Source organism: Hydrocarboniphaga effusa AP103 (assembly GCF_000271305.1).
In the GTDB taxonomy this organism is placed as follows: Bacteria; Pseudomonadota; Gammaproteobacteria; order Nevskiales; family Nevskiaceae; genus Hydrocarboniphaga; species Hydrocarboniphaga effusa.
Genome location: NZ_AKGD01000001.1, coordinates 1430905 through 1456436, shown reverse-complemented (window position 1 = coordinate 1456436; position 25532 = coordinate 1430905). Strand labels below are relative to the sequence as shown.

20 protein-coding genes and 2 pseudogenes are annotated in these 25532 nt (G+C 64.8%); 11 read left to right on the top strand and 11 right to left on the bottom strand.

Translation table 11 applies throughout. The features are described from left to right. Nucleotides 1–157: 157 nt before the first annotated feature. The 6 genes from WQQ_RS06390 (at nucleotide 158) to WQQ_RS06365 (ending at nucleotide 6071) form a co-directional block, all read left to right on the top strand. Nucleotides 158–2029, top strand: a complete 1872-nt coding sequence (locus WQQ_RS06390) for a methanol/ethanol family PQQ-dependent dehydrogenase (protein ID WP_007184281.1) — start codon at nucleotides 158–160, stop codon at nucleotides 2027–2029. Between the two features lie 152 nt (nucleotides 2030–2181). Beyond that, nucleotides 2182–2823, top strand: a complete 642-nt coding sequence (locus WQQ_RS06385) for a pentapeptide repeat-containing protein (RefSeq protein WP_007184280.1) — start codon at nucleotides 2182–2184, stop codon at nucleotides 2821–2823. Beyond that, nucleotides 2820–3266 (top strand): c-type cytochrome, encoded by a 447-nt coding sequence (locus tag WQQ_RS06380; RefSeq protein WP_007184279.1) that lies wholly within the window; start codon nucleotides 2820–2822, stop codon nucleotides 3264–3266. Before WQQ_RS06385 ends, WQQ_RS06380 begins: the two co-directional genes overlap by 4 nt. Next, nucleotides 3227–3817: a cytochrome c-550 PedF gene (gene pedF / locus WQQ_RS06375; protein WP_237715018.1), complete on the top strand. Its 591-nt coding sequence runs from the start codon at nucleotides 3227–3229 to the stop codon at nucleotides 3815–3817. The genes WQQ_RS06380 and pedF overlap by 40 nt, the downstream gene beginning before the upstream one ends. 201 nt (nucleotides 3818–4018) lie before the next feature. Beyond that, nucleotides 4019–4696 carry a response regulator transcription factor gene (locus tag WQQ_RS06370; RefSeq protein WP_007184277.1) on the top strand — a complete coding sequence of 226 codons (678 nt, stop codon included), beginning with the start codon at nucleotides 4019–4021 and terminating at the stop codon, nucleotides 4694–4696. Nucleotides 4697–4724: 28 nt separating this feature from the next. After that, the gene (locus tag WQQ_RS06365; RefSeq protein ID WP_007184276.1) at nucleotides 4725–6071 is read left to right on the top strand and encodes an ATP-binding protein; all 1347 of its coding nucleotides are present in this window, start codon (nucleotides 4725–4727) and stop codon (nucleotides 6069–6071) included. A 153-nt stretch (nucleotides 6072–6224) separates the two neighbouring features. Here the strand turns inward: WQQ_RS06365 and WQQ_RS06360 are convergent, their stop codons facing one another. The 3 genes from WQQ_RS06360 to WQQ_RS06350 form a co-directional block, all read right to left on the bottom strand. Beyond that, nucleotides 6225–7457 (bottom strand): porin, encoded by a 1233-nt coding sequence (locus WQQ_RS06360; protein WP_007184275.1) that lies wholly within the window; start codon nucleotides 7455–7457, stop codon nucleotides 6225–6227. A 480-nt stretch (nucleotides 7458–7937) separates the two neighbouring features. Next, nucleotides 7938–9302 carry a histidine kinase gene (locus tag WQQ_RS06355; protein WP_007184274.1) on the bottom strand — a complete coding sequence of 455 codons (1365 nt, stop codon included), beginning with the start codon at nucleotides 9300–9302 and terminating at the stop codon, nucleotides 7938–7940. Continuing rightward, nucleotides 9295–9915 carry a response regulator gene (locus WQQ_RS06350; RefSeq protein ID WP_007184273.1) on the bottom strand — a complete coding sequence of 207 codons (621 nt, stop codon included), beginning with the start codon at nucleotides 9913–9915 and terminating at the stop codon, nucleotides 9295–9297. Before WQQ_RS06350 ends, WQQ_RS06355 begins: the two co-directional genes overlap by 8 nt. Before the next feature lie 499 nt (nucleotides 9916–10414). Here WQQ_RS06350 and WQQ_RS06345 point away from each other — a divergent pair, with 499 nt between their 5' ends. Then, a complete protein-coding gene (locus tag WQQ_RS06345) occupies nucleotides 10415–12499 on the top strand; it encodes a sigma-54-dependent Fis family transcriptional regulator (RefSeq protein WP_007184271.1) in 2085 nt (694 codons plus the stop codon). 271 nt (nucleotides 12500–12770) lie between these two features. Then, nucleotides 12771–12938: a PqqD family peptide modification chaperone gene (locus WQQ_RS24240; RefSeq protein ID WP_157534524.1), complete on the top strand. Its 168-nt coding sequence runs from the start codon at nucleotides 12771–12773 to the stop codon at nucleotides 12936–12938. 54 nt (nucleotides 12939–12992) lie between these two features. Here the strand turns inward: WQQ_RS24240 and WQQ_RS06335 are convergent, their stop codons facing one another. After that, nucleotides 12993–13964 carry a beta-propeller fold lactonase family protein gene (locus WQQ_RS06335; RefSeq protein ID WP_007184269.1) on the bottom strand — a complete coding sequence of 324 codons (972 nt, stop codon included), beginning with the start codon at nucleotides 13962–13964 and terminating at the stop codon, nucleotides 12993–12995. A gap of 157 nt (nucleotides 13965–14121) precedes the next feature. Beyond that, complete coding sequence (locus WQQ_RS06330) at nucleotides 14122–16530, bottom strand: TonB-dependent receptor (RefSeq protein WP_007184268.1); 2409 nt, start codon at nucleotides 16528–16530, stop codon at nucleotides 14122–14124. A 290-nt stretch (nucleotides 16531–16820) separates the two neighbouring features. Here WQQ_RS06330 and WQQ_RS06325 point away from each other — a divergent pair, with 290 nt between their 5' ends. From WQQ_RS06325 to WQQ_RS25400, 3 genes and pseudogenes are all read left to right on the top strand, one after another. Continuing rightward, nucleotides 16821–17390 carry a hypothetical protein gene (locus tag WQQ_RS06325; protein ID WP_007184267.1) on the top strand — a complete coding sequence of 190 codons (570 nt, stop codon included), beginning with the start codon at nucleotides 16821–16823 and terminating at the stop codon, nucleotides 17388–17390. A 249-nt stretch (nucleotides 17391–17639) separates the two neighbouring features. Further along, nucleotides 17640–19241: a GMC family oxidoreductase gene (locus WQQ_RS06320; protein ID WP_007184266.1), complete on the top strand. Its 1602-nt coding sequence runs from the start codon at nucleotides 17640–17642 to the stop codon at nucleotides 19239–19241. Nucleotides 19242–19410: 169 nt separating this feature from the next. After that, nucleotides 19411–20463 (top strand): annotated as a pseudogene (locus tag WQQ_RS25400) (Fic family protein). A 4-nt stretch (nucleotides 20464–20467) separates the two neighbouring features. On the opposite strand, the pseudogene WQQ_RS25220 reads toward WQQ_RS25400, so the two are convergent. The 6 genes and pseudogenes from WQQ_RS25220 to WQQ_RS06285 form a co-directional block, all read right to left on the bottom strand. Further along, a pseudogene (locus WQQ_RS25220) lies at nucleotides 20468–20972 on the bottom strand (VOC family protein). 31 nt (nucleotides 20973–21003) lie between these two features. After that, nucleotides 21004–22269 (bottom strand): RNA polymerase sigma factor, encoded by a 1266-nt coding sequence (locus WQQ_RS06305; RefSeq protein WP_007184262.1) that lies wholly within the window; start codon nucleotides 22267–22269, stop codon nucleotides 21004–21006. A gap of 18 nt (nucleotides 22270–22287) precedes the next feature. Then, on the bottom strand, nucleotides 22288–22818 hold the full coding sequence (locus WQQ_RS06300; RefSeq protein WP_007184261.1) for an SRPBCC family protein: 531 nt from the start codon (nucleotides 22816–22818) through the stop codon (nucleotides 22288–22290). 52 nt (nucleotides 22819–22870) lie between these two features. Next, nucleotides 22871–23281 (bottom strand): YciI family protein, encoded by a 411-nt coding sequence (locus WQQ_RS06295; protein WP_007184260.1) that lies wholly within the window; start codon nucleotides 23279–23281, stop codon nucleotides 22871–22873. A gap of 172 nt (nucleotides 23282–23453) precedes the next feature. Next, nucleotides 23454–24122 (bottom strand): histidine phosphatase family protein, encoded by a 669-nt coding sequence (locus WQQ_RS06290; protein ID WP_007184259.1) that lies wholly within the window; start codon nucleotides 24120–24122, stop codon nucleotides 23454–23456. A gap of 110 nt (nucleotides 24123–24232) precedes the next feature. Then, nucleotides 24233–25414 (bottom strand): acetyl-CoA C-acyltransferase family protein, encoded by a 1182-nt coding sequence (locus tag WQQ_RS06285; RefSeq protein WP_007184257.1) that lies wholly within the window; start codon nucleotides 25412–25414, stop codon nucleotides 24233–24235. Nucleotides 25415–25532 lie beyond the last annotated feature (118 nt).

The window sequence follows — 25532 nt, the reverse complement described above, 5'->3', positions numbered from 1 at the left end:
CGAGACACGCAGGCCAATAAAAGGGGGCGCTCTGACAGGCGCTGCCGAGTCGAGTGGGCTTGACCAGCCGCAGGTTGAAAGAGCCGCTGTAGCGAGATGGTGAGAAGAGGCCGCGTTGTTTTCGAGATAGCCCATCCATTGAAGAGGAGAGATCGTTATGGGACGCAAGCTTTTCGCCCCCACCGCATTCGCCGCAGCACTTGCTGCAAGCCTGGTTTCGGCATCCGCCGTCGCTGCATCGGGCCCGACCTGGGACGACATCCTGAAAGATGCCGACACGCCCGCCGACGTGCTGAGTTATGGGCTGGGTCTGAAGGCCCAGCGTTACAGCCCGGCGACGCAGATCAACACGAACAACGTCGATGCGCTGACGCCGGCGTGGAGCTTCTCGTTCGGTGACGAGAAGCAGCGCGGCCAGGAAGCGCAGGCGCTGGTGTACGACGGCATGATTTACGTCACGGCCTCGTACTCGCGTTTCTTCGCGCTCGATGCGCGCACCGGCCGCAAGGTCTGGGAATACCAGGCCCGCCTGCCCGATGACATCCGTCCCTGCTGCGACGTGGTCAATCGTGGTCCGGCGATCTATCAGGACAAGGTGTTCTTCGGCACGCTCGATGGTTCCGTCGTCGCGCTCGATCGCCTCACCGGCAAGCTCGCCTGGAAGGAAAAGTTCGGCGATCAGAAGGTGGGCTACACCATGACCGGCGCACCCTTCATCGTGAAGGATTCCAAGACCGGCAAGGTGCTGCTCGTGCACGGCTCCTCGGGTGACGAATTCGGCGTCGTCGGCTGGCTGTTCGCGCGGGATCCGGACACCGGCAAGGAAGTCTGGGCCCGTCCGATGGTGGAAGGCCACACCGGTCGCCTCAATGGCAAGGATGGCAGCGTCACCGGCAATCCGAAGGCGCCTTCCTGGCCGCGCGGCAAGGATGGCAAGCTCGTCGAGGCATGGAGCCACGGTGGCGGCGCTCCCTGGCAGACGCCGAGCTTCGACGTGGAAAACAACACCATCGTCGTCGGCACCGGCAACCCCGCGCCCTGGAACACCTGGCAGCGCACCGCCGAAGGCGGCGACCCGCTCGACTGGGACAGCCTGTTCACCTCCGGCCAGGCCTACCTCGATCCGACTTCGGGCGACCTGAAGGGCTTCTTCCAGCACACGCCGAACGATGCCTGGGATTTCTCGGGCAACAATTCGGTGCTGCTGTTCGACTACAAGGACCCCAAGACCGGCAAGACGATCAAGGCGTCGGCGCACGCCGACCGCAACGGCTTCTTCTTCGTCACCGATCGCACCAAGCTCGCGACGGGCTCGGGCTATCCGAACAAGCCGACTTCGCTGATCGGTGCGTATCCGTTCGTGCAGGGCATCACCTGGGCCAAGGGCTTCGACCTGAAGACCGGCAAGCCGATCGAAACCGGCAACCGTCCGCCGAAGCCGAAGGCCGGAGAAGAGAAGGGCGATACCGTGTTCGTGTCGCCGCCGTTCCTGGGGGGCACCAACTGGATGCCGATGTCGTACAGCCCGGACACCAATCTGTTCTACATCCCGGCCAACGAGTGGGGCATGGACTACTGGACAGAGCATCTGCAATACAAGGCCGGCGCCGCGTATCTGGGACAGGGCTTCCGCATCAAGCGCATTTTCGACGATCACGTCGGCGTGCTGCGCGCGATCGATCCGGTCACCGGCAAGATCGCCTGGGAGCACAAGGAGGAAATGCCGCTGTGGGCCGGCACGCTGACCACCAAGGGCGGCCTGGTCATCACCGGTACGTCTGATGGCTATGTGAAGGCTTTCGACAACAAGACGGGCAAGGAACTGTGGAAGTTCCAGACCGGCTCCGGCGTGGTGTCCTGCCCGATCACCTGGGAAATGGACGGCGAGCAATACATCGGCATCGCCTCGGGCTACGGCGGCGCGGTGCCGCTCTGGGGTGGCGACATGGCCGACATGACCAAGAAGGTCAGCCAGGGCGGTTCGTTCTGGGTGTTCAAGCTGCCGAAGACGAAGGTCGCGGCGAAGTAAGGGCGGTGAAACCCCTCTCCCACCGGGAGAGGGGCTGGATGGGGACTCGCCGGACAACGGCTCTCGTGTCGCTGCGAGTCCCTCATTCGCCCTTCGGGCACCTTCTCCCGGTGGGGAAGGCAACACGCGGCTCTACACCCGGAGTTTCTTCCATGAACACTCGTAGCGGGCTGGCCTCGAGTCTAGCGCTCGTCGTATCGGCGATGCTGTCGCCGCCGTCGTTCGCGCAGATGGCCAACGATCCCGATCATCCCGTCGATGCGCCGAAGGCGAAGACGCTGGTGCAGGTACTCGTCGTCAACGGCTGTCCGATCTGGCCGTTCACCCGTTGTCCCGGTGCCGATCTGCGGCACGCGAATCTCGTCGGCAAAAGCCTGCGTGGCGCTGATCTGAATCACGCCAGGCTCGCACGTGCCGATCTCTCCGGCGCCAATCTCGCGGGCGCCAACCTCGACGGTGCCGATCTCACGGCGGCGAAGATGCAACTCGTCAATGCGCCGGTGTCGACGTTCCGCGGTGCGACCTTGATCGGTGCCGACATGCTGTTCGCCAAAGTGCAGCGCGCCGATCTGACAGGCGCCGACATGACCGCCGCGAATCTCGAGTCGCTGCGCGCCAATTTCACCCTGTTCGTCGATGCCAAGCTGACGAATGCGAATCTGCAGGAAACCCGCTTCGAATCCAGCAATCTCACGCGAGCGAATCTCGAAGGCAGCTTCCAGCGGTTCACGCTGTTCCCCGAATCCGATCTCGACGAATGCAAGGGCTGCCCGAGCGGCTGGAGCGACAAATGAAAGCCAGGCTCGCATGCCTGTCGGCAGTGTTCGCCATCGCCGCCTGGGCCGCTCCGGAGCCTGCGACCCCGACCGTCGATGCCTCGGACCTGCCGGCGCTCGGCAAAAACTGGCTCGAAACCAATCCGTATCGCGGCAACGCCGAGATCGCAGAACTCGGCCACCAGATCTACTCGCAAACCTGTCAGCGCTGCCACGGCCCGGACGCCGATGGCAGCCGCTCACCTGCGGCCGACTTGCGCAGGCTCGATGCCTACTGTCTTCGCATCGAGGACGCCGACCTGCGCGCCTGGTGCACGCGCGATGTGGATGCCTACTTCCTCAAGAGCATCCGGCACGGCAAGAAATTCGTCGGCACCGTGCACATGCCGCCCTGGGAAGGCGTGCTGAGCCAGGAACAGATGTGGGCGATCAAGACCTACATCGAGACACGCAAGCCCTGAAGCGCCATTCGCAGCGGTCGATTCGCTCCCGCCGCCCGCATATCCGTTGTCCGCTGTTCTTCACTCCCCTTGTTCATCATCCGGTCTTCTTTGCCATGTCCAAGCTCATTCGTCGCTCCAATATCCGCCAGCTCCAGGCCAGCGTTGCGCTCGCCCTCGTTTCATCCTTGTTCGTCGCCGCAGCCCATGCGCATGGCGACGTCGCGCCGCAGCCCGTCGACACCAAGGATCTGCCCAAGCTCAAGGGCGAGCAGGCGGTGAACCCCTATCGCGGCACGCCCAACGCGAAGAAGGCGGCCGAGATCGGCTCCTCCGCGTTCAATCAGAACTGCGCCCGTTGCCACGGCCTCGGCGCCGTGTCCGGTGGTATCGCGCCCGATCTTCGCTACCTGCCCGAAGGCAAGGAAGGCGATGAGTTCTTCGCGATGCGCATCCGCAACGGTTCGGTCCGCAACGGTGTCACCTACATGCCTCCGTTCGGCAACCTGTTCAGCGAAGAGGCCATCTGGGCGATCCGCTCCTACCTGGATTCGGTGCAAGTCGCCGAATAAGACCGTTGAGGGCAGGAACCGCAGGTGACACAGTCTGTGCCAGTCTGTGCGGGCCTCACTGGGAGAAGAGCAATGGATGACACATCGATCCCGGCGCAAGCCGCTCTGCCCACGGTCGATCAAGACCTGGACTGGGCCGTCGATCCGGTTCTGGGACTGGTCCGATCCTTGCTCCTGGCGCACCCTGAAATCGGGAGCGCCATGTACCAGCCATCCAACTCACCGGTTCATCTTTCGCCGGTTCGTGTCCTGTTGATCGACGATCATCCGCTCGTGCGTGCGGGCTATCGCTACCTGCTGCACTGCACGCGGCGCCTGCAGGTGGCCGCCGAGGCATCCTCGGCGGCAGCCGGCTATCGCCGTTACCTCGAAGGCGCGATCGACGTCGTCGTGCTCGATCTGTCGCTACCGGGTGCGGGAGGGCTCGAGGTGCTGCGCCGCATTCGCCATCGCGACGAGGCGCGCAAGTCGAAGGTGCTCATCGTCAGCATGCACGACGAGCCGGCGATGATCGAGCGCGCGCTCGCGCTCGGTGCCAACGGCTATCTTTGCAAGCGCTCGAACCCCGAAATGCTCGTCGAGGCCGTCAATGCGGTCGCACGCGGCGAGACCTTCATCGATCCCGCGTACGCTAAGGCGATGAAGCCTGCGGCCGAGGCGCAAAGCCAGGTCGGGCTCAAGAGTCTCAACGAGCGCGAGTTCGAAATTTTCCGCCAGCTTGCCGAGGGCCGCTCGGTGGATCTGATCGCAAGCTCGCTGAGCCTGAGTGCGAAAACGGTTGCGAACTACGGCACCGCAATCCGCAGTAAGCTCCGTCTGGAGAATCGCGCCGCGATGGCGCGCATGGCGATGGCGGCGGGCATCGTTTCGCCTGCATAGGGCAAAAAGATCGCGAGGGGGAGGCCTCATGCGACTCCCCGAACTGAAGAACCTGGAGTTGCGCTGGCGTCTGTCGCTGGTGATCGGTCTGCTGTTGACGGCGACGATGTCGGTCGGCGCCGCGATCGCCGTCAGCGATGCGCGTGTCGCGGTCGGCGATGAAGTCAACGCCAGCCTGCGCGCGGCGACCGCCAACCTCGATGTCACGCTCGCCTTGCTGCGAGGACGCCCGGCGTCGGAAGTCGAGTCCGCCCTGCAGCTGTGGAGCGCCACCTACACGGACGGGCGCCATCTCTGCGTTGCGCTCGACAGGCCGTCGCAGCCATCGATGCGCTGTCACCAGGTGACCGACGTCAGCAAGGTGCCGGCCTGGTTCTCGCGCGGGGCCGAAGTGATCGAGCCGGCAGTGGTTCACGAGGTTGCGCTCGAGGGCGGCGTGTTGCGCGTTCATCTGGTTCCCGATCCGGGCGATGAGCTGCGCGAGGCCTGGTCCGATGTGCGCAATCTGTTGCTGCTGATCGGCCTGCTCGCGTTTTCGGTGAATCTCTGCATTTTTCTCGCGCTCTCGCATGGGCTGAAGCCTCTGAGGCAACTCATGCTGGCGATGGATCAGATCGGCCGCGGGCTGCCGATGCCCGCGTTGTCCGACCGTGGAGCGCTCGAAATGCGCACGCTGCTGCAAGGCTTGCGTGAACTGTCGCAGCGGCTCGTGCAAGGCAGGGAGGCGCTCAATGCTCTGCATCTGCGCAATCTGGAGCTGCAGGAAGATGAGCGCCGCTTCGTCGCGCGCGAGCTGCACGATGAAATCGGCCAGCATGTCACCGCCATCGAAATGGAAGTGATCCGCATCGGACATCTGGATCCGGCGGATCTGCCGCAGCGCCAGGAGCGGCTCGCACAGATTCGCGAGTCGGTTTCGCAGGTGCATCGCGTGAGCCGTCGCCTCGCGCATCGGCTGAAGCCGCCGGCGATCGACAGGCTGGGGCTTGCCGGATCGATCAGAAGCATGACGGAGCGCTGGCGCGAAGACCTGCACGGCGTGGAGCTGCATCTCGATCTGGATGCGGCCTGCGATCGCATTCCAGACGAACTCGCGGTGCACGTCTATCGCATCGTGCAGGAAAGCCTGTCGAATGCCACGCGTCACGCACAGGCCGGCAACGTTTGGGTGCGCGTCGCGTTGCAGGGTGCTGTCGTCATCGTTCGCATACACGACGACGGGCGTGGTTTCGATGCAGCGTCGTCGACGGCCGGCTTCGGCCTCGCCGGCATGCGCGAGCGCGCTCAGGCGCTGTCAGGCCGTTTCAACGTCGAAAGCGCTGCGGACCAAGGCACGATGATCGAGGCGATCATTCCGCTGGCGATGCACGCATAAGCTCTTTGCGCCGATTTGCGGGGCTCCATCTCGCGTACGGGCAGGTGGGAGGGTTCTATACGCAGCTTCGCGCGTAAAAAGAAAGCCGGGCCCTTTCCGGGGCCCGGCTAATGCTCCTACAGGGAGCTACGCCGAGAGTCGAAAACTCAAGGATCAGAACGAGAGGTAGGCACCGACGTTGAAGTTGCTGCTCTTGTTCTCTGCGTTGTTGTGCGCTTCGGTCTTCACGTCGCTGAACTCGGCCAGAAGGGTCAGGTTCGGCGTCAGGCTGTGATAGACGCCGAGCGTGTACTTGCTGTTTTTCTTGAGCAGGTTCGGCGCATCGGCGGAGGTGGCTTTGTCGAGATTGCTCTCACCGTAGTTCACGCCGAGCTTGGTGTCGCCGATCGTGTAGGTGGCCTGCGCGATGAAGCCGTCGGAATCACGCTCGTTGCCGGCGCCATCGTCGGACAGCACGAACAGGCCGGTGGTGCCGACGCCTTTGCCGGTGTACCAGTAGGCCATCACCGCAGCCGGGCCGAAGGTGTACTTGCCACCGATGTCGAATGCGCGGCTCTTGAAATCGCCTGCGTCGGTCACGCCTTCCTGCTTCTGCGTGAGGAACGACGAGGACAGATACAGATCGCCGGCCTTGTACGCGAGCTTGCCGTGGAAGCCCGGAGCGGCCTTCGGCGTCGCAGCGGCCTGGAACAGCGGCTCGACCGGGTCGAAGATGCCGACGGTGGCGGTCAGGCCGCCGAAGCTCGGCGTGGTGTAGTTCATCTGCGCGAGCGTGTCGGTGTAGATGTAGCCGAAGCCGATCGAACCGAGCGAGGTGTTGGCCGGCGCGCCACCCGAGGCTGCACCGCCGACGCCGACGCCCGGAAGCGTCATGTCGTTGATGATCGCGTCGAAGCCGAACAGACCGAAGTTGCGGCCCAGCGAGAACGTACCGATGTTGGCGTTGCCGATGGTCATGAACACCTGACGCACGTCCATGCCGGTGGTGCCGAGTGCGGTGTTGGAACTGCCGGCCTGCAGGTTGGGGCTGCCGCCATCGTTGGTGCTGATGCCTGGGTAGAGACCGAACGTCGCGGTGATGTCGTAGCCCTTCTGCGTGGTCGAAGCGCCGAACACGAGCGCAGCGGGCAGCAGGCCGTTGCTGACCGAGGAGCTGTTCTTTTCGGTATCGCCGCCGGCCGTGCAGGCGCCGCCGACGGTCAGGATGGCGGCAGGGCTGCTGTCGCACTGCGAGTTGATGTAATGGACGTTGACGTTGCCGTTGACCGTGAAATTCCAGTCACCGGCTTTGATCTCGATCGCATGAGCGGTCTGGCTGGCGGACAGTGCTGCGATCGTGGCGACGGCAGCGGCCGACAACGCACCCATGCTGCGTTCTTTCATCATTGTGAATCTCCCGTATGTATCGTTATGGCATCGCGTCAGGCGACGCCGCCTGCCTGATCGAACTCCTAGTCGCACCGATCGAGGCGGGCGCGCTGAGGCAACGCTCATGCCACTCGCGACAATCGCGATATCGCCTGGGAAAAATACCGGTTGACGTGCGCGGGCCCACGTGTTTGTACCGTTGCTGAAGCGCTTCTGTACCGCGGCTGTCACGCTGTCGTTACGCTTTGAAATGGAAGAACAGCGATTACTCCCATAGTCGGTTTTCCCCGTTGCCAATTGGGGTTTTCCGCTACCGAACGAGTGTGTCGAGAATGCGCCACTGTTGTTGCGGCGGCCCGTGACGCTGTCTCGATGTCGTGAGCGCAAAAAAAGAAAACCCGCCTCGCCGGCTAGCGGCGAGGCGGGTTCGGGTACGCGGAGCAAGCGCCCGATGAAATCGATTCTGTTCCCGAATAGCCGGCTCGCGAGTCTGCCTGCTTACGCCTTGGCGATGCAGATGTCGATGCGGCAGCCGCGCTTGGGGCGGCTATCGATGCGCAGGGAGGCGCGCATGGCTTCGGCACGTTCGCGCATGCCGACGAGCCCCAGCCCGCGGCGCTGGGAAGTGGACGGCAAACCACGTCCATTATCGGCGACCGTGAGCTGCAGGCCGTCGTCGCCCCGATGCAGGCGCAACAGGACTTCGCTCGCATCGGCATGGCGAGCGACGTTGGTCATCGCCTCCTGCGCAACGCGGTATAGATGCAGTGCGGTCGTCGCATCGTCGACGCAGACACTGTCATCGACGTCGCAGACGAAACATACGTCAGGTAACCGGCGTTGCCAGTCGTCGACGAGCTGTCGCAGTGCGAGCGACAGTCCGACGTGATCAAGGCCGCCTGGACGCAGCTCGTGCAGAACGCGGCGCAGGCTCACGAGCGCGGAGCGCGCATTCACCGCGGCCGCGTCCAGGGATGCATCGGCATCGCCGCCTCCGCTTTGCATCACCGAACGCGCGACCATGATTTCGACCTCGACCGCGGTGAGGCTTTGACCCATGTCGTCGTGAAGCTCGCGAGCCAGATGCACGCGCTCCTCTTCCTGTGTCTCGAGGCAGCGTTGCAGCAGCCTGTGGTTGTCCGCGCAAGTGGTGGCCAGGCGTGCGCGCAGCGCATCGACGCCTTCGGCGATGCTCAGCAGATCGCGTGCGCCGGCTTTTTCGGTGAGCTTGCGTGCGGGTTCCGATAGATCGCCGTCGCGCAGGCGAGCGAGTGCCTCGACGATCGCGGACACCGGCTTCAAGCCGCGTGAGACCAGTGCGAAGCCGAGGATCTGGATCGCGATCGTGGTGCCGACGAGCATCAGCAGCAGGCCGCGCGCGTCGCTCCAGGCTTCGGCCATTTCGTCGGCCGGATCGGCCACCAGTGTGAGCGTCCAGGCTTGCGCGCCGCTACCGAAAGTCCGCGTCTGCTGCGGGCGCGCAGGTGCGACCCAACGCTGGAACCAGTCTGGAACATCGAGCGCGCGGTTGTCTGGGCATGCGAGCTCGATCGGCTCGTCGCCGGTGCTCACGCACAGATGGCGCGCGGTATCGAGGTGGCGCGCGAGATCGCGCAGCATGCGATCGTCGGCGCCGTCGGCCAGCGCGCCCTCGATCGCGCTGACCGCGAAATCGAGTTCGCTGCCAACCTCGCGCTCCACCGATCGCCGCGACTGCTGGATCACCAGCGCCACCGACATCAACAGGCCGAGGATCAGGATCGCGGCGATCGTGAACGAGAGGCGGGTCGCCAGATCCATGCGGCGAAAGCCCGTCTGGGCGTGGTCGGGCCGGCCGACCGATTCGGAGCTGAGTTCAGGCATGGACGACGCCCGCGCGTACGGCCATGCGGGCCAGATCGGCCGCGCTGCCGGCGCCGAGCTTGATGCGCACCTGCGTGTAGTAATTGGCGATGGTCTTGCCGGAGAGCTGCAGATTACCGGCGATGTCTCGCACCGAATGACCTTCGGCGATCTGGCGGAACACTTCGAACTCACGGCGGGAGAGCTGTTCGAGCCCGACGGCTTCGGTGGTCTGCTGCGTCAGCGTGAGTTCGGGCGGCAGATAGCGTCGGCCGGCTGCGACATGGTCGATGGCGACCAGCAGGCGATCGGCGGAACAGCATTTCGACAGGTAGCCGAGCGCCCCGGCCGCGAAAGCGCGCTGGATGAACACCGGCTCCTCATGCATGCTGAAAACCAGAATGCGCACGTCCGGAGCCCGCATGCGAATGCGGCGGGCGACTTCGAGGCCGCCGACGCCGGGCAGCGACAGGTCGAGCACGACGACATCGATACCGCCCTGGAGAATGCGCCGGTAGGCGGTCGCTCCGCGATCGGCTTCGGCCACCACCTGAAGATGCGGCCTCGATTCGATCAAGCGCCGATACCCCGTTCGCACGACGGCGTGATCGTCGACCAGAAGAATGCGTGTCATCGGCTTCTTCCTCTTTGTTCTAGTAAGAAAAGGAAGGAGGCGGGATGTGGATGGACGCATCCCGCCTCAAATACTCAGGCAAGGTGCCCGAGGAGGAGACTGGTGACGGCCCTCCGCCGTCATGAACCCCTGAGAGCAACAAGCGGGCCAGCTGCTGCGCAAACGCCGAAACAGGCCGGAAATGAGGGGATCTGCACGTTTCGTCGCGTTCGTCGTCGCCCTGAATGGAACTCGGACCAGGGCTCCGCGACGAGATTCGGGGTGTTATGTGTCATACCTGACACAAATTGAGCCCCCGGTGGGTCTTCGACTTTCGGCGGGTTGACGCCGCCGGGTGTTCGCCTAAAGTGACACTGTCACGCCACATCTGCATCAACTGTTGCAAGCGATGTTACAAAGCGCGGCGCCCCCCGGAAGTCCCGCCAGAGGACTGCCGCGGGCCGATTCTAATGAGCCACATATAAAGAGCTGCAAGATGGTCCGAGGAGGAGAGAATCAAATGGCAGAAGCCACAGCGGTAGCGCATGCCGAAGGCGTGCTCAGAACGGTCCATGGTTTGCCACGCGTCGGGCGCGAAGTGCAGCACGAGGCGCCGATCACCAACTCGTGGACACGATGTGTCAACGATCATCGTCTCGATCCCTCCAAGCTCTACGCGCCGACCGTCATCGGCAGCCTCGATCTAAAGGACAGACAGACGCAGCACGAAGATCTCGTGCAGATCGCCGCTGCGGAAATGGATTCGCTGTACGACCAGATCTCGGGCTCCGGTTACGCACTGCTGATGACTGACGCGAGCGGTGTGATCCTGTGCGAACGCGTCGATCCGACACTGCGCAAGATGTTCCGCTCCGCCGGCCTTTTGATCGGTGCCGATTGGAGCGAGAACCGCGAAGGCACCAACGGCATCGGCACCTGCATCGCCGAGAATCGCCCGGTCACCGTGCATCGCGCCGATCACTTCCGTGCGCGTCACATCGGGCTCTCGTGCACGGGGGCTCCGATTCGCGATCCGGGCGGTTCGCTCGTCGCCGTGCTCGATGCCTCGAGCGTGTCGTCGCATGACACGCGCGCGAGTCAGATGCACACGATGGCGCTCGTCAACCTGTCCGCCAACCTGATCGAAAAATGCCTGTTCCTGCGACGCCAGCAGAATCACACGATCCTGCGCTTTCATAGCCGTCCGGAACTCGTGAATCTGCTGCACGACGGTGCGCTCACGCTGTCCGGCGACGGCACCGTGATCGCGGCCGACGACACCGCGGTTCGCCTGCTCGGAGCGAGCAATCGCCTCGATCTGGTCGGCCGCCCGCTGTCCGAAATCTTCGACGTGCGGGCCGAAGACCTGATGGCCGGCTCGCGCACGCATCAGGCGATCTGGCCGGTACGCGATCTGCGTCGCGGTCGTCGCTATTTCGTGAGCCTGCACGAGCCGCAGCGCGGTCGCTTTCTCGATGCGAGCGAATCGTTCGATCGCAGCTTCGAGCACTTGCGTGAGCCACAGCGCCAGGCTGCGAGTGAAAGCAACCTCGTCAGGCCGATGCTGCAGTCGGTGGCTCAGCCGCCGAAGAACGCGCTGACGCTCGACGATCTGGCCGGAGAAGATCCGCAGATGCTGCGCAATGTGCGCAGTGCGCGGCGCATCGCCGATTCGATGGTCTCGGTGCTGATCCAGGGACCGACCGGCTCGGGCAAGGAAGTGTTCGCGCGGGCCCTGCATCTGGCGAGCTCGCGCGCGCCGCAGAACTTCGTCGCGGTGAACTGCGCCGCGATTCCCGAAACGCTGATCGAGAGCGAACTGTTCGGCTACAAGGCCGGCGCGTTCACCGGCGCGCGCAAGGACGGCATGCGCGGCAAGGTATTGCAGGCGTCCGGCGGCACCTTGTTCCTCGACGAAATCGGCGACATGCCGCTGCTGCTGCAGACGCGCCTGCTGCGGGTTCTGGAAGAGCACGAAGTGGTTCCGCTGGGCAGCGAAACGCCGATCAAGGTCGACATTCGCGTGATCTGCGCGAGCCATCGCAACCTGCGCGAGATGATCGCCAAGGGCCAGTTCCGCGAAGACCTCTACTACCGCCTCAACGGCATCACGCTCGAGCTGCCGTCGCTCGCCCAGCGCTCGGACCGAGATCGCCTGATCCGCGAGGTGTTCTCGATCGAGACCGCGGGCGGACGTCCGGCGGCGATGGAGGCCGAAGCCTTCCAGTGCCTGATGGACTACAACTGGCCCGGCAACGTGCGCGAGCTGCGCAACGTGATCCGCACCGCGCTCGCAATCTGCGAAGGGGGCGTGATCACCCGGTTGGATCTGCCGCGCGAATTGCGCGAGGCCGCCGCCGAAGCGGAAGCCGCGCCGGTGCTCGCTGTGCCCGGTGCGTCTGCAACCACTGCGGCAGTGGCAGAAGCGGCCAGCAGCAACCCGCTCGAAGCCGCCGAGAAGGAGGCGCTGCTCTCCGCAATCGATGCGAACCGCTGGAACATGAGCCTGACGGCGCAACAGCTCGGCATGAGCCGCAACACTTTGTACCGCAAGCTCAAGCGGCATCGCATCGCAGTGGGCCCCGCGCGCCGCGACCAGATCTGATCCACCGCGGTCGCGAACGTCGCATCGAACGCTTCAGGATTGATTCCTGAAGCGTTTTTTTTGGGGCCGAAGCGCAGATGAACGCGGCGCGAAACCCTGGAATGAAACCTGCTTTGGGCGGCTCGCCATGCAAGCCCCGCCTTATCCGAAAGCCCCGTCCATCGTTCCGCCCATGCAGGATTTCGAACCTGGCGCAGCTCGTGGGCTTCTGCGTCTCGCCCAGGGTTACAAGGTGATTGCGGCCAAGCGTTCGTTGAGCGGACCTGGCGGCATGATCCCCGTGAATGAACTCGGTCTGGCGATTCTGAACCTCTGCAATGGAACGCTCGACGCGCAGGGCATCGAGAGCCGGGTTCGCGGGCAGTTCGGCGGCAGTACTCAGGACCTCGAGGAGTTCATCGGAGCGCTCAAGACTCGCGGCTGGATCAGCTGCGATTGAGTGCTCCCGCGTTCCCGGCAGGTTGCCTCTCGCAGGCTGGAGAGGGGTATCGACTCACTTCGTCAGCACGCCCCAGGGCTTTTTGCCGACCGCGATCGTGTCGATCACTTCGAGCTTGCGCGTGTCGATGACCGAGATCGAATCGGAGCGGCCGTTGGCGACGAGCAGCTTGTTGCCGCCGTCGGCGAAGGCCATGTTCCAGGGGCGCTGGCCGACCGCCACGGTACCGACAATGGTGTTGCTCGCTGTGTCGATGACCGAGATCGTGCCCGCCCCGCCGTTGGCCGCGTAGACGCGCTTGCCGTCGGCCGCGACGATGATGCCCGCAGTGCGCAGCGCGCTCGTGATGCTGCCGACGATTTCCCACTTGGCGGTGTCGACGATCTCGACCACGCCCTTGCCTTCGTTGGCGACGTAGAGCCTCGATCCGTCGGGCGTGAAGCCCATGCCGCGCGCGGCGCCGTCGACCTTGATGAGCTTGACCGACTTGCCCTTGCTCAGATCGATCACGTCGATGTCGTGCGTGTCCTCGTTGCCGGCGACGAGCCATTGACCGTTGGGGCTGAACACGCAGTGCTCGGGGTTCTCGCCCTGCATCGGAATGCGTTTGCCGAGCTTGAAGCTCGCGGCATCGAACAGCAGGGCCTCGTTGCTGGATTCGGCGCAGACCGCGATCCACCTGCCGTCCGGCGAACGTTCGATGCCTTCGGGGCCTTTGCCCGCAGCTTGCGTGCTGAGCTTGCCGGTGGCGAGATCGATCGCGCTGATGGTGTTGCCTTCGGCATCGACGACGAACAGGCGCTTGCCGTCCTTGTCGAGTGCGATGCCCTGGATTTTCTGGCCGAGGCTGCCTTCGGCTGGCAGCGTCTTCACGACCTTGTGGGTGGCGAGGTCGATGACGCTGATGTTGGCGGAGCCTTCGTTCGGAACGTAAGCCAGCTCAGGCGAGTGATCGGCCGCGTAGACCGGAGCGCTCGTCAGGGTGCCAACGGCAAGCGTGGTGGCGAGAAGGTGGCGCATCAACATGAATGTTCTCCGTCTTTATGGCCGCGCGCAGTGAGCAAGGACGGTGCCAGCTCTGTTGCTGCACTACATCGCGAAATTCTTGAATTCTATAAATCAAAAAAGCTGAACGGGTATCGCGAGCGGGAGAACTCGCGATACCCGTTCAGCACACGCGTGCTCAGAGCGAGTTGGTCTTGCCGAAGTTCAGGCGTATGCCCGCGAAGAACCGGCGCGGAGCGCCCGGACCGACGAAGCGGCGCGCGTCTTCGAACTCGTCGCCGAGCACCTCGTCGCCTTCACCGTAGACACCGAAGGTTTCGTAGTCCTTGTCGAGCAGATTTTCGACGCGGGCGAATAAAGTCAGGCGCGGCAGCGGCCGCACTTCGCCGAGCAGGTTCAGCAGTACGAAGCCGTCGAGCTGCTCGCTGTCGACATTGGCTTCGTCACCGCGATAACGGCTCTTGCTGCGACCGACCGCCTGCAGGCGCAGCGCGCCGATGTCGCGTTCCCAACCGAGCGTCGCGTTGAACAGATGCTTCGGAATCAGCGGAATGCGATCGCCCTTGGAAACTTCGCGCGCGGATTCGTCCACCTCGTCTTCGTCGTCCTCGTCGCGCAGCGGATGGTTCGGCGTGTTGACGAGGAAGTCTTCGCGGAATTCGGCGGTGAGATAGGTGTAGTTCGCATCGAGCGACCAGTTCTGCAGCGGCTTCCAGTGGAACGCGAACTCGACGCCCTGGCGCAGGGTTTTGCCGACGTTGTCGAAATAGCCTTCGTTGGTCAGGTTGCCGTCGGTGATGAACAAAATGTCGTCGTGGCTCAGCGCATGGAACAGCGACACCGACGAGCGCATCGTCTGCGTTTGCTGGCGAAGGCCCAGCGAGAACGTGCGCGTGACCACCTGGTCGAGCGGCGGATCATCGACGAAGCCGTTCGGCAGCTTGCAGGGGTCGTCCGGGTTCGCGCACGTGAGCTCCACCGGCGTCGGTGCGCGCGTGGCCTGCGAGGCGCTCGCGAACGCGGTGAGCTGCGGGTTGATGCGCAGCGTCGCGCCGAGCATCGGGTTGAAGTGGTTGAACTTGTGATCGCCGCTGAGGCTGCCGTCCGGGTCTTGGTCGCGCAGCTGGATGTCGGTGTGGTTGTAGCGGCCGCCGATGCTCAGCATCAGCGCGTCGGTGGCCTGCCAGGTGTCGAGCGCATAGACCGCGTAGTTGTCGTTGCGCGTCTTCACGTGCACGAGCGACTCTTCGACGTAGATGCCGCTGCCGACGGTGCCGCGCTCATCGGTCAGCGCAGCGAGCTCGGTGCTGGAGCTGAAGTTGGCGCGGCCGAAATCGACGGTGCCGCCGAAGGTGAGCTTGTTGGTGTCGCTGATGCGCCACGAAGCCTGCAAGCCGCCGCCGATGCTGCGCTGCTTGGTGTGGCTGCGGTTCTGCGTCGCGCTGTCGTTGTCGTCGCCGGCCACCACTGGATTGTCGTTGGTATCTTCGACCACTTCCTCGCCGTCGTCCTCGCTTTCGCAGAGATACGGGGCGCCGGTTCCATCGACGTTGGCGGGATCGATGCAGGCTTCGAACTCGGTGCCGTCGCCGTTGAAGGCGCGCACGTTGTTGCGGCGTACGTAGAGGTTGCCGCCGATGTCGAGCACGTCGGACAGCTTGCGCTGGCCAAACAAATTGACGAACAGCAGGTTCGGCTTGGTCTCGTCCGGATACGTGAAGACCGCGTCGCGGCCCTCTTCTTCCATCAGCTCGATCGGCACCGCGCCGTTGCCGCGCAGGCGGTTGTCGGCGTGCGTGACCGTCAGGTCGAGCTGGCCCTTGTCGTCCGGGCGCCAGCTGCCGCGTGCGAACAGCTGCTGCACTTCGGACCTGGAATGATCGCGCCAGCCGTCTTCGCTGAAGCGTTCGGCGGCGACGTAGAGCGCGGTCTTTTCACCGGCGACGCCGTAGTCGGCCGTCGTCGAAATGCGGTTGTTCGAGCCGCCGTAGACCTCGAGCTCGCCGCCGTCGTAGTCGAAGCCGTTCTTGGTACGCGCGACCAGCGAGCCGCCGATGGCGTTCTGGCCGAACAGCGGGTTCGAGTCCGGCACCAGCTCGATGCTCGAAATCGCCTGTTCGGGAATCAGGTCCCAGTTCACGGTGTCGCCGAAGGCTTCGTTGACGCGCACGCCGTCCTGATAGACCGCCAGGCCCTGCGGCAGGCCGAGCAGCGGCGAGACGCTGTAGCCGCGATAGAACAGGTCGGGCTGGTAGGGATTGTTGGCGGCGTCGCTGATATGCACGCCGTCCATGCTGCGGGCCAGGAAGTCCGCGAGGCTGATCGCCTGGCTGTCTTCGATCGCCTTGGCGTTGGCGGTCTGCAGGTTGCCCGGATAGTCGCGCAGATCGATCGACGCGGCCGGCAACGGCGTCTGGCCGACGACGATGACTTCGGGAAGTTCGGTAAGCGCATCGGCGTCGGCCGCCTGAGCGGGCAGCGAGCCGATCAGCGCGAAGGCCGGGGCCGAGAGCGCCGAGATGCGGCAGGCGCGCCTGAACGCGTCGGCTCTGAATCGGGGGCTGGGTCGTTTCGTATTTCCGCTCATCGGCGGACTCTCCCTGTTGATTGTGATCGGCACGAGTGCCGACGGTGGAACTCTGACGCGCCGCCGACGCCGGCTGAACGGGAAAAACTCCCGAAATCGGGGGAGACGAAGGTCGGCTTGCAGCGGGGCCAGCGCCGCTTGTATGTGGTGTCATTCGAACTGCCGATACGCTGGGGTATGCTCTCCGCTATTAAACGAGTGGTTAGCTCGTGTTCCGTGGCGAAGCCGCGTGACACTGCCGTCCGGTACCGGATCGCCGACGCGCTCACACCAGAACCAGGGGAGACCCGATGCGCCTTTCGTCAGCGCCGACCGCCGATCGCGGGCGACGCGATTTTCTCAAGCTCGGCTTCACCGGCAGCGCCCTGCTGGCCGGGGGTGCCCTTACCGCCGGTCTCTCCGGCTGTAGTCGGGCGATCGAGCCGGCTGCGGGCTATCGTTTCCTGCGCAGCGGCGACGCCGCGCTGTTCGCGGCCATCGCTCCGGCCATCCTCGGCGGTGCCCTGCCGCAGAACGGCCGCGCGGCGCATCTGCAAGCCCTGCTGCAACGCCTCGACGGCACCTGCTCGCACCTGCAATCGCCCGCGCACACGCAACTGCGCCAGCTGTTCGATCTGCTCGACGCCGGGCTTACGCGCCGGCTCACGACCGGCGTGTCGGCTCCGTGGGCGCAGGCCGAGTCTGCGCAGGTGCAGCGCTTCATCGAGCGCTGGAGAAGCTCGAGCGTCGGCCTGTTCAACTCGGGCTATCGCGTGCTCGCCAAGCTCGTCACTGCCTCGTGGATGCAGACCGAAGGCGGCCAGCGCGCCTGCGGGTATCCGGGGCCGTGGGCGCCGATGTTCGCGGCCGTGAACGCTTAGCCCGCGTTTCTCACAGGTCGCCGGAGAATCTCGGCTGCAACTGGCGAGTTCGCTAAAGGATTTGAAAATGGACCCTATCAACAGACTGTCGGAAGATTCTCCGGCTCAATCGGTGCTGGCCTGCCCGTGGCCGATCGGGCTTGGGCTTCACTCATCCCATGAAGCGACCATGGGGCTCGCTCCGGCCCGGCACCCGCTCGGTCCTCGCCAACGGCCATCACTCGATCGCCCTGTGAGAAACGCGGGCTAATGGCGATCAACGACCTCTACGGCGACGGCATCGCGGCGGGTTGGGACGTTCGCGACGCTTCCACGTTCACCAAACCGCTGACGCTGGCGGCCGACGTCGTCATCGTCGGCACCGGCGCGGGCGGCGGCACCACGGCCGAGATTCTCGCCAAGGCCGGATTCAAGGTGCTCATGATCGAGGAAGGGCCGCTGAAGACCTCGGCCGATTTCCGCGACATGGGCGAAGCCCGCGCCTACGCCGACCTGTATCAGGAAGCGAGCGGGCGCAGCTCGGCCGACGGCAGCATCACCATCCTGCAAGGGCGCAGCGTCGGCGGTACGACGACGGTGAACTGGACCTCGAGCTTCCGCACGCCCGAAGAGACGCTGCGCCACTGGGCCCGCGAGCACGCGGTGAAAGACTGGAGCGTCGAAGAATCAAAGCCCTGGTTCGACGATCGCAGCGAGCGCCTCGGCATCGCGCCGTGGGCGATGCCGCCGAACGCGAACAACGCGGTGCTCAAGGCCGGCTGCGAAAAGCTCGGCTGGGAATGGCATGTGATTCCGCGCAACGTGCGCGGCTGCTGGAACTCGGGCTATTGCGGCTACGGCTGCCCGGTCAACGCCAAGCAATCGATGCTCGTCAGCACAGTGCCGGGGGCCTTGCAGCACGGCGCGACGCTCGTGCATCACTTAAGCGTACGCAAGCTCAAGTTCTGGGGCGATCGCGTCTCGGGGCTGGAATGCGAAGCCTTGCAGGCCGACGGCATCGCACCGAGCGGCGTGCGCGTGAACATCGAGGCCAGGCACGTGGTGCTCGCCGGCGGCGCGATCAACAACCCGGCGCTGCTGCTGCGCTCGGGCACGGCCGATCCGCATCAGCGCATCGGCAAGCGCACGTTTTTGCATCCGGTGGTGTTCACCATGGCCAAGATGCGCGAGCGCGTCGATGGCTGGTACGGCGCTCCGCAGTCGATCGCGAGCGATCAGTTCCAATGGCAGGGTGATTTCGACACCGCGCCGGGCTTCAAGATGGAAGTGCCGCCGATCTATCCGGCGCTCGTCGCCTCGCTGTTCGGCCGCGCCGGCGAGCCGCTCGCGGCCGGAATCGCCGACATGCCGAACTTCAGCGCCATGCTCGCGCTGACGCGCGACGGCTTTCACGAGCAGAGCCAGGGCGGACGCGTGCGCATCGACGAGCAAGGCGCGCCGGTGCTCGACTATCCGCTGACCGATTACCTGTTTCGCGGCTTCCGCAACGCCTTGCTGCGCATGGCCGAGGCGCAATTCGCCGGCGGAGCCGAACGCGTCTACGCCGGCCATCTCGACGCCGAATGGGCGACGAGCTGGGTTGCCGCGCGTGAGCAGATCGATGCTTTGTCGATGCGCGCCTTCAAGCTCGCGCTCGGTTCCGCGCACGTCATGGGCGGCTGCGCGATGGGCGAGGATGCGCGCCACGCGGTCGTGCGCAGCGACGGCAGCCATCACCTGATAGAGAACCTGTCGATCATCGACGGCTCGGTGTTCCCGACGAGTATCGGCGCCAATCCGCAGCTGTCGATTTACGCGCTGGCGGCGAGGAATGCGACGCTGCTGGCGGAGAGGCTCAGGAGGCCGTTTTAAGACCGCGACCCACTGCAACGGGTATCGATAAGCAGCGGAATCTATACACGTTATCCGCTTCGAGTTCAGAAATGAGACAACGCCGAGCGCCTGCCGGTGGCCGGCAAGGTGGTCTGGGTGACGCCACGCGCCGCGCACTTTCTCACCGCCCAGGCAGCTCGCGCAGGCGATTGGTCCGGCCCGCTTCGAGACGCCGGCCGTGCTCAAGAAACTGGTCTCCGCCAACCGCCAGCTGGCGGAACTCAAGGGCGTGGCGGCTTCGATTCCGAACCAGAGCATTCTGATCAGCACGCTCGGTTTGCAGGAGGCGAAGGAAAGCTCGGCGATCGAGAACATCGTGACGACCCATGACGAATTGTTTCGCGAGGGAAGCGCGGAGTCACCCTACAGTGCGGCGGCCAAGGAAGTGCGGCTTTATTCGCATGCGCTGCAGATTGGCCTGGCCGCCGTGCGCCAGACCGGCCTGTTGACCGGCAATCACATTCTGGAGATTCGGACTGCGCTGGAGCAGAGCCGGCCGGGTTATCGCAAGCTTCCGGGCACCACGCTCAGGGATGGCGCGGGTCGTGTCATCTACACGCCGCCGTCGCCAGAGCGGTTGCCCGGCCTGATGGGCGACCTCGAACGCTTCATCAACGATGCCACGTCGTTCGATGCCGATCCGCTCGTGAAGATGGCGATGATCCATCATCAATTCGAGAGCATCCATCCGTTTTACGACGGCAATGGACGCACCGGGCGCATCATCAACGTGCTGTATCTCGTCAAAGAAAAACTGCTCGACATTCCGGTGCTCTACCTGAGTCGCTCGATCGTACGGACCAAGTCCGATTACTAAGGCAAGCTGCAAGCCGTACGCGAACGCGACGCCTGGGAAGACTGGGTGCTGTACATGCTCGATGCCGTCGAAAAGACCGCAGCCGAAGGCATTACCACGATTCAGGACATCAATAGCCTGCTGCTGGATTACAAGCATTGCATTCGCGCGAAGCATAAGTTCTACAGCCAGGATCTGATCAACAATCTGTTCTCGTATCCGTATACGAAGATCGAGTTCGTTCAGCACGATCTCAAGGTTTCGCGCCTGACGGCGACGCGTTATCTGGACGTTCTGGCGGAAGACGGCTTGCTGGTCAAGCGCAAGTTCGGACGCAGCAACCACTACATCAACGAGCCGCTGTTCCGCATTCTGACCGGAGAGCCGCCGCCGACGGGAGAGTGAGGCTTCACCCGCCGTTCGCCGCCTGCTCGATCTGCGCAAGATCGATCTTGACCATCTTCATCATCGCGCCGAACACGCGTGCGGCTTGCACCGGATCGGGGTCGACCGCGAGTTGGCCGAGGATGCGGGGAGCCACCTGCCACGAGACGCCGTAGCGATCCTTGAGCCAGCCGCATTGCACGGATCGTCCGCCGCCGCCTTCGCCGAGCTGGCCAGTAGTGATCGATCTGCTCCTGCGTGTCGCAGAGAATCTGCAGCGAAATCGCCTCGTTGAACTGGAATGCAGGCCCGGCGTTGAGGGCGCAGAACAACACGCCTTCGAGTTCGAATTCGACGGTCATCACCGAGCCGGCCTCGCGTCCGTGCACGTCCTGGCCGACGTTTGGATAACGCGCGATCTTGTGGATTTTCGCGTTCGGAAAAATACCGACGTAATGCGTGGCGGCTTCTTCGGCCTGATGGTCGAACCAGAGGCAGGGACTGATGACGGCGGTTTGGATGAGGGACATGGTCGTTCCTTGATCGTGTCGTGATGCGCTTTCAATGCGCGCAGGCGGCGGCGCGGGCGAGCAGCAGCTTGCGTTCGCGTTCGTTGCGTGTGAGCGAGGCGGCGCGTTCGAACGCCTCGCGCGCTTCGGTGAAGCGTTGCAGCTTGAACAGCAGGTCGCCGCGCACGCTCGGCAACAAATGGTATTGGCGCAGCACGGGCTCCTGCATGAGCTCGTCGACGATGCGCAAGGCTTCGGCCGGGCCGAACGCCATGCTCACCGCGACCGCGCGATTGAGCTCGACGATCGGCGAGGGCGTGATCTGCGCGAGCGCTTCGTAGAGCGCGGCGATGCGCGTCCAGTCGGTGTCTTCGGCCGTGCGTGCGCGTGCGTGACAGGCCGCGATCGCGGCTTGCAGCGCATAAGGGCCAAGGCTTCCGCCGAGCGTTTCGGCGCGTTGCAGCGCCGCGAGCCCTCGACGAATCAGCAGCTGATCCCACAGCGCCCGGTTCTGTTCGAGCAACAGCACCGGCTCGCCATCGGCTTTCACGCGCGCCTTCGCTCGCGAGGCTTGAATCTCCATCAGCGCAACCAGGCCATGCACTTCGGATTCGCCGGACATCAGCCCCGCCAGGATGCGGCCGACGCGCAGCGCTTCTTCGCAGAGCGCGGGACGCACCCAGTCGTCGCCCGCGGTCGCCGAATAGCCTTCGTTGAAGATCAGGTAGAGCACTTCGAGCACCGAGGACAGGCGCTCGGGAAGCTCGCTTGCGCGCGGCACTTCGAACGGAACCTTGGCGTCCGTCAAAGAGCGTTTGGCGCGCACGATGCGCTGCGCGATCGTCGGCTCCGGCGTCAGATAGGCGCGTGCGATTTCGTCGGTGGAGAGTCCGCCGAGCAGTTTCAGCGTGAGCGCGCTGCGGGCATCGGGCGTGAGCACCGGATGGCAGGCCGTGAAGATCAGGCGCAGCAGGTCGTCGCCGATGTCGTCTTCGAGCGCGGCGGTGTCGTCGGGTGCGGGCATGGTGGATTCGCCCTCCAGCTCGCGTGCGAGCTCTTCATGCTTGCGCTCGATCAGCGTGCCGCGGCGCAGCCAGTCGATCGCCCGGTTCTTGGCCGCGGCCGTGAGCCAGGCGCCGGCATTGCGCGGAATGCCTTCGCCCGGCCATTGCTCCAATGCCGAGATCAGCGCGTCCTGCGCGAGTTCTTCGGCGACGCCGACGTCGTGCACGAGCCGCGCGACGGTGGCGACGACGCGAGCCGATTCGATACGCCAGACCGCGTCGATCGTGCGGCGGATGTCATGCGGGCTGCTCATGGGATCGGTGTGCGGGGCTCAGTTCGGTTCGGTGATCTTCTTGAGATTCTGCAGGCCCTGGGCGAAATCGCCACCGATCATCTGGTCCATGTCGAAGAACACGCTCATGAGCTTGGAGACGAGGTTGGCCTTGCCTTCCATCGCCCAGCTCACCGTGGTGGTGTCGCCGTTGCTCGCGAAGTCAAAGGTTGCGACGTGCTGCGCCTGCATCGGCTTGAGGAATTCGAGCTGCATGACGATCTTGCGATCGGGCTGCGATTCGCTGATCAACATGCTGCCTTCGCCGACCTGACTGTTGCCGGCCCAGGCCATCTTGGCGCCGACGCCGCTGGCCGGCCCCTCGAAGCGATGCTGCATGTCCGGGTCTTTGGCTTCGTACGGCGACCACTGTTTCCAGGCGCTCAGATCGTCGACGAGCGCGAACAATTTATCGGCCGGTGCGTGAATCGTAAGCGAGCGTTGCACGCGGAATGCATCTGGCTTGGTCGATGCATAAGCCAGCAGGCCGACGATGGCGAGCACGACGACGATGAGCATGATCTTGAGCATGGCGAATCCTTTCTGCGTTGTGCGTTTTCGATGTGTGTTCGATTGGGGGCTTTCAGCGTTTCCCGACCCTCTCGAAGTAGTCGCCCGCGGCAGCCTGCACCTCGGGCGAGAAATCGCCGAACTCGTGCACCTGGCGGACTTCGATCACCTCGTCGTCGCCGGCCGGGCAGCGCATGGCCCAGGCGATCGCCTCTTCGCGCGACTGGGCCTGGATCAGCCAGTAGCCGCCGAGCACTTCCTTGGCCTCGGCGAACGGGCCATCGACGACGCGCGCCCGGCCAGCCGTGAAATGCACGCGCGCGCCGCTCGCGGGCGGATGCAGCGAATCGATCGCCAGCAGCACGCCCGCGCGTTGCAGCGATTCGTTGTATCGCATCATCGCGGCGACTTGAGCGGGGTCGGGCTGCGCCCCGGCGTCGGCGGATTCGTAGCCCTTCGGAATCATCAGCAGCATGTAGCGCATGGTCGTCTCCTGGTCGCGTACCGGCGTGTGTACGAACACGTCGAGGCGAGGCGGCGGAAATCGACAGGATTTTTCGGCTGGAGCCTTTGAATCCGTCAAGCGCTTGATGCGGAAAGAATTGTCGTCGGCGTGGCTCGGCGGCGCGCTCGCGCGCCCTTGCCGCCCGGCCCGCCTACATGGCGCTCGCGAGCTCGGCCGACAGATGCGCGGTCTGGTTGTACGAGTGCAGCACGCGCGCGTCCCGCGTCCAGATCAGCCGGGTGAACGAGGCGTTGCCGATCACCGACATCATCGCGCCGAGTTCGGCGCTGGGCCTTTGCATGAGCTCGGCGATCACCACGGCGATGACGCCGGCCGACGTCACCGCGAGCACGTTGTGGCCGCGGCCCGGCGCGGCGGTGAGTTCGTCGAGCCAGGCCTTGATGCCGGCGCGGAACTCGGCGACCGGCGGAATGCCGTCGACACGCACCGCGTCCGCGGCCCAGAGCCCGATCTGCTCGCCGTAGAGCCGCAGCTTGTCCTTGCGGCTCACGCTCGCGTTCTCGATCAACGGCACGCCGGTGCGCGCGCTCGCGGCTTCGAGCAGGGTGGAGCCTTCGCCGAACTCGTCGAGCGCGTTCGTCACCACGGCTGCGGGCAGCGCGAGCGCCCCGGTGATCGCGAGCGCGGTCTGGCGCTGGCGTTCGCGCGGGCCGCTGTAGATGGCCGTGAAGGCTTCGCCGCGCGCCTTGAAATAAGCCCCGGTCGCCTGCGCCTGGCGCTGGCCGAGCGCGGACAGCTGGTCGTAGTGGTGCGAGTCGAAGGAAGCCTGTCCGTGGCGGACGAGGGTCAGCGTGCTCATGCGGCGCGAGTATTTTTCGAGTGGAAGCCCGGCAGTTTAGCGGCCCGCTCGAGGGCCGGCCCAAAACGAAAGGGCCGCATCGGCGGCCCTTTCGTTCGAAGCGATGCGGCTCAGACCTTCTCGAAGATCGCGGCGATGCCCTGGCCGCCGCCGATGCACATCGTCGCCAGGCCGTAGCGGCCGCCGATGCGGTGCAGCTCGTGGATGGCCTTGGTGGCGATCATCACGCCGGTGGCGCCCACCGGGTGGCCGAGCGAGATGCCCGAGCCGTTCGGGTTGACCTTGGCCGGGTCGAGGTCGAGTTCGCGGCTGACCGCGCAGGCCTGGGCGGCGAAGGCTTCGTTGGACTCGATGACGTCGAAATCGCGCACCGTGAGGCTGGTCTTGGCGAGCGCGTTGCGCGTGGCGGTGACCGGGCCGATGCCCATGATCGCCGGCTCGACGCCGGAATGGCCGTAGGCGACCAGGCGGGCCAGCGGCTTCAGGCCGAGCGCCTTGAGCTTCTCGCCCGACACCAGCACCATCGCAGCGGCGCCGTCGTTGATGCTCGAGGCGTTGCCGGCGGTGACCAGGCCGTCCTTCTTGAACACCGGCTTCATCTGCGCGAGCTGCTCGACGGTCACGTCGCGCACGTTCTCGTCGACTTCGAAATTGACGACGCCCTTGCGCGTCTTGACCGGCACCGGAATCAGCTGCGAGGCGAAGCGGCCTTCGGCGGTGGCGCGGGCGGCGCGGCGCTGCGATTCGGCGGCGAGCTGGTCCATGTCCTGCCGCGTGACGCCGTAGCGCGCGGCGACGTTCTCGGCGGTGATGCCCATGTGGATGTTCTGGAACGGGTCGTGGAGGATGCCGACCATGTAGTCGAGCATCGCGGTGTCGCCCATGCGCGCGCCCCAGCGGCCGGCCGGCATCAGGTAGGGGCCGCGGCTCATCGATTCGGCGCCGGCGCCGACCGCGGCTTCGGCGTCACCGAGCAGGATGGACTGCGCGGCCGAGACGATGGCCTGCAGGCCCGAGCCGCACAGGCGGTTCACGTTGAAGGCCGGAGTGGTGTTCGGCATGCCGGCTTCGATCGTGGCGACACGCGACAGGTAGGCGTCGCGCGGCTCGGTCGGGATCACGTTGCCCATCACCAGATGGTCGATCTGGTCGGCCGGAACGCCCGAGCGGGCCAGCGATTCCTTCACCGCGAGCGTCGCCAGCTGGGCCAGCGGAACGTCCTTGAGTCCGCCGCCGAAGCTGCCGACGGGGGTGCGGAGGGCGGAGACGACGAAGACTTCGCGTTGGGCCATGGCGGGTTCCTGGTCTGTTGTTATGGGAGAGTCCGGCAGTATTCGGAGCACGTTCAACCGGCGCAATGCCACATCCGCCCAACTGCGATGGCGGCTCGTGCAACCCGGAGAAAGGTCG

Excerpts from the sequence above, each read along its gene's own strand:
- WQQ_RS06350 (WP_007184273.1), bottom strand. The coding sequence starts at position 9,915 with ATGACACGCATTCTTCTGGTCGACGATCACGCCGTCGTGCGAACGGGG.
- WQQ_RS06320 (WP_007184266.1), top strand. The coding sequence starts at position 17,640 with ATGGCGATCAACGACCTCTACGGCGACGGCATCGCGGCGGGTTGGGAC.
- WQQ_RS06355 (WP_007184274.1), bottom strand. The coding sequence starts at position 9,302 with ATGCCTGAACTCAGCTCCGAATCGGTCGGCCGGCCCGACCACGCCCAG.
- WQQ_RS06370 (WP_007184277.1), top strand. The coding sequence starts at position 4,019 with ATGTACCAGCCATCCAACTCACCGGTTCATCTTTCGCCGGTTCGTGTC.
- WQQ_RS06300 (WP_007184261.1), bottom strand. The coding sequence starts at position 22,818 with ATGCTCAAGATCATGCTCATCGTCGTCGTGCTCGCCATCGTCGGCCTG.
- WQQ_RS06330 (WP_007184268.1), bottom strand. The coding sequence starts at position 16,530 with ATGAGCGGAAATACGAAACGACCCAGCCCCCGATTCAGAGCCGACGCG.
- WQQ_RS06380 (WP_007184279.1), top strand. The coding sequence starts at position 2,820 with ATGAAAGCCAGGCTCGCATGCCTGTCGGCAGTGTTCGCCATCGCCGCC.
- WQQ_RS06335 (WP_007184269.1), bottom strand. The coding sequence starts at position 13,964 with ATGTTGATGCGCCACCTTCTCGCCACCACGCTTGCCGTTGGCACCCTG.
- WQQ_RS06290 (WP_007184259.1), bottom strand. The coding sequence starts at position 24,122 with ATGAGCACGCTGACCCTCGTCCGCCACGGACAGGCTTCCTTCGACTCG.
- WQQ_RS24240 (WP_157534524.1), top strand. The coding sequence starts at position 12,771 with ATGATCCCCGTGAATGAACTCGGTCTGGCGATTCTGAACCTCTGCAAT.
- WQQ_RS06345 (WP_007184271.1), top strand. The coding sequence starts at position 10,415 with ATGGCAGAAGCCACAGCGGTAGCGCATGCCGAAGGCGTGCTCAGAACG.
- WQQ_RS06365 (WP_007184276.1), top strand. The coding sequence starts at position 4,725 with ATGCGACTCCCCGAACTGAAGAACCTGGAGTTGCGCTGGCGTCTGTCG.
- WQQ_RS06285 (WP_007184257.1), bottom strand. The coding sequence starts at position 25,414 with ATGGCCCAACGCGAAGTCTTCGTCGTCTCCGCCCTCCGCACCCCCGTC.
- WQQ_RS06305 (WP_007184262.1), bottom strand. The coding sequence starts at position 22,269 with ATGAGCAGCCCGCATGACATCCGCCGCACGATCGACGCGGTCTGGCGT.
- WQQ_RS06325 (WP_007184267.1), top strand. The coding sequence starts at position 16,821 with ATGCGCCTTTCGTCAGCGCCGACCGCCGATCGCGGGCGACGCGATTTT.
- WQQ_RS06385 (WP_007184280.1), top strand. The coding sequence starts at position 2,182 with ATGAACACTCGTAGCGGGCTGGCCTCGAGTCTAGCGCTCGTCGTATCG.
- WQQ_RS06360 (WP_007184275.1), bottom strand. The coding sequence starts at position 7,457 with ATGATGAAAGAACGCAGCATGGGTGCGTTGTCGGCCGCTGCCGTCGCC.
- WQQ_RS06390 (WP_007184281.1), top strand. The coding sequence starts at position 158 with ATGGGACGCAAGCTTTTCGCCCCCACCGCATTCGCCGCAGCACTTGCT.
- WQQ_RS06295 (WP_007184260.1), bottom strand. The coding sequence starts at position 23,281 with ATGCGCTACATGCTGCTGATGATTCCGAAGGGCTACGAATCCGCCGAC.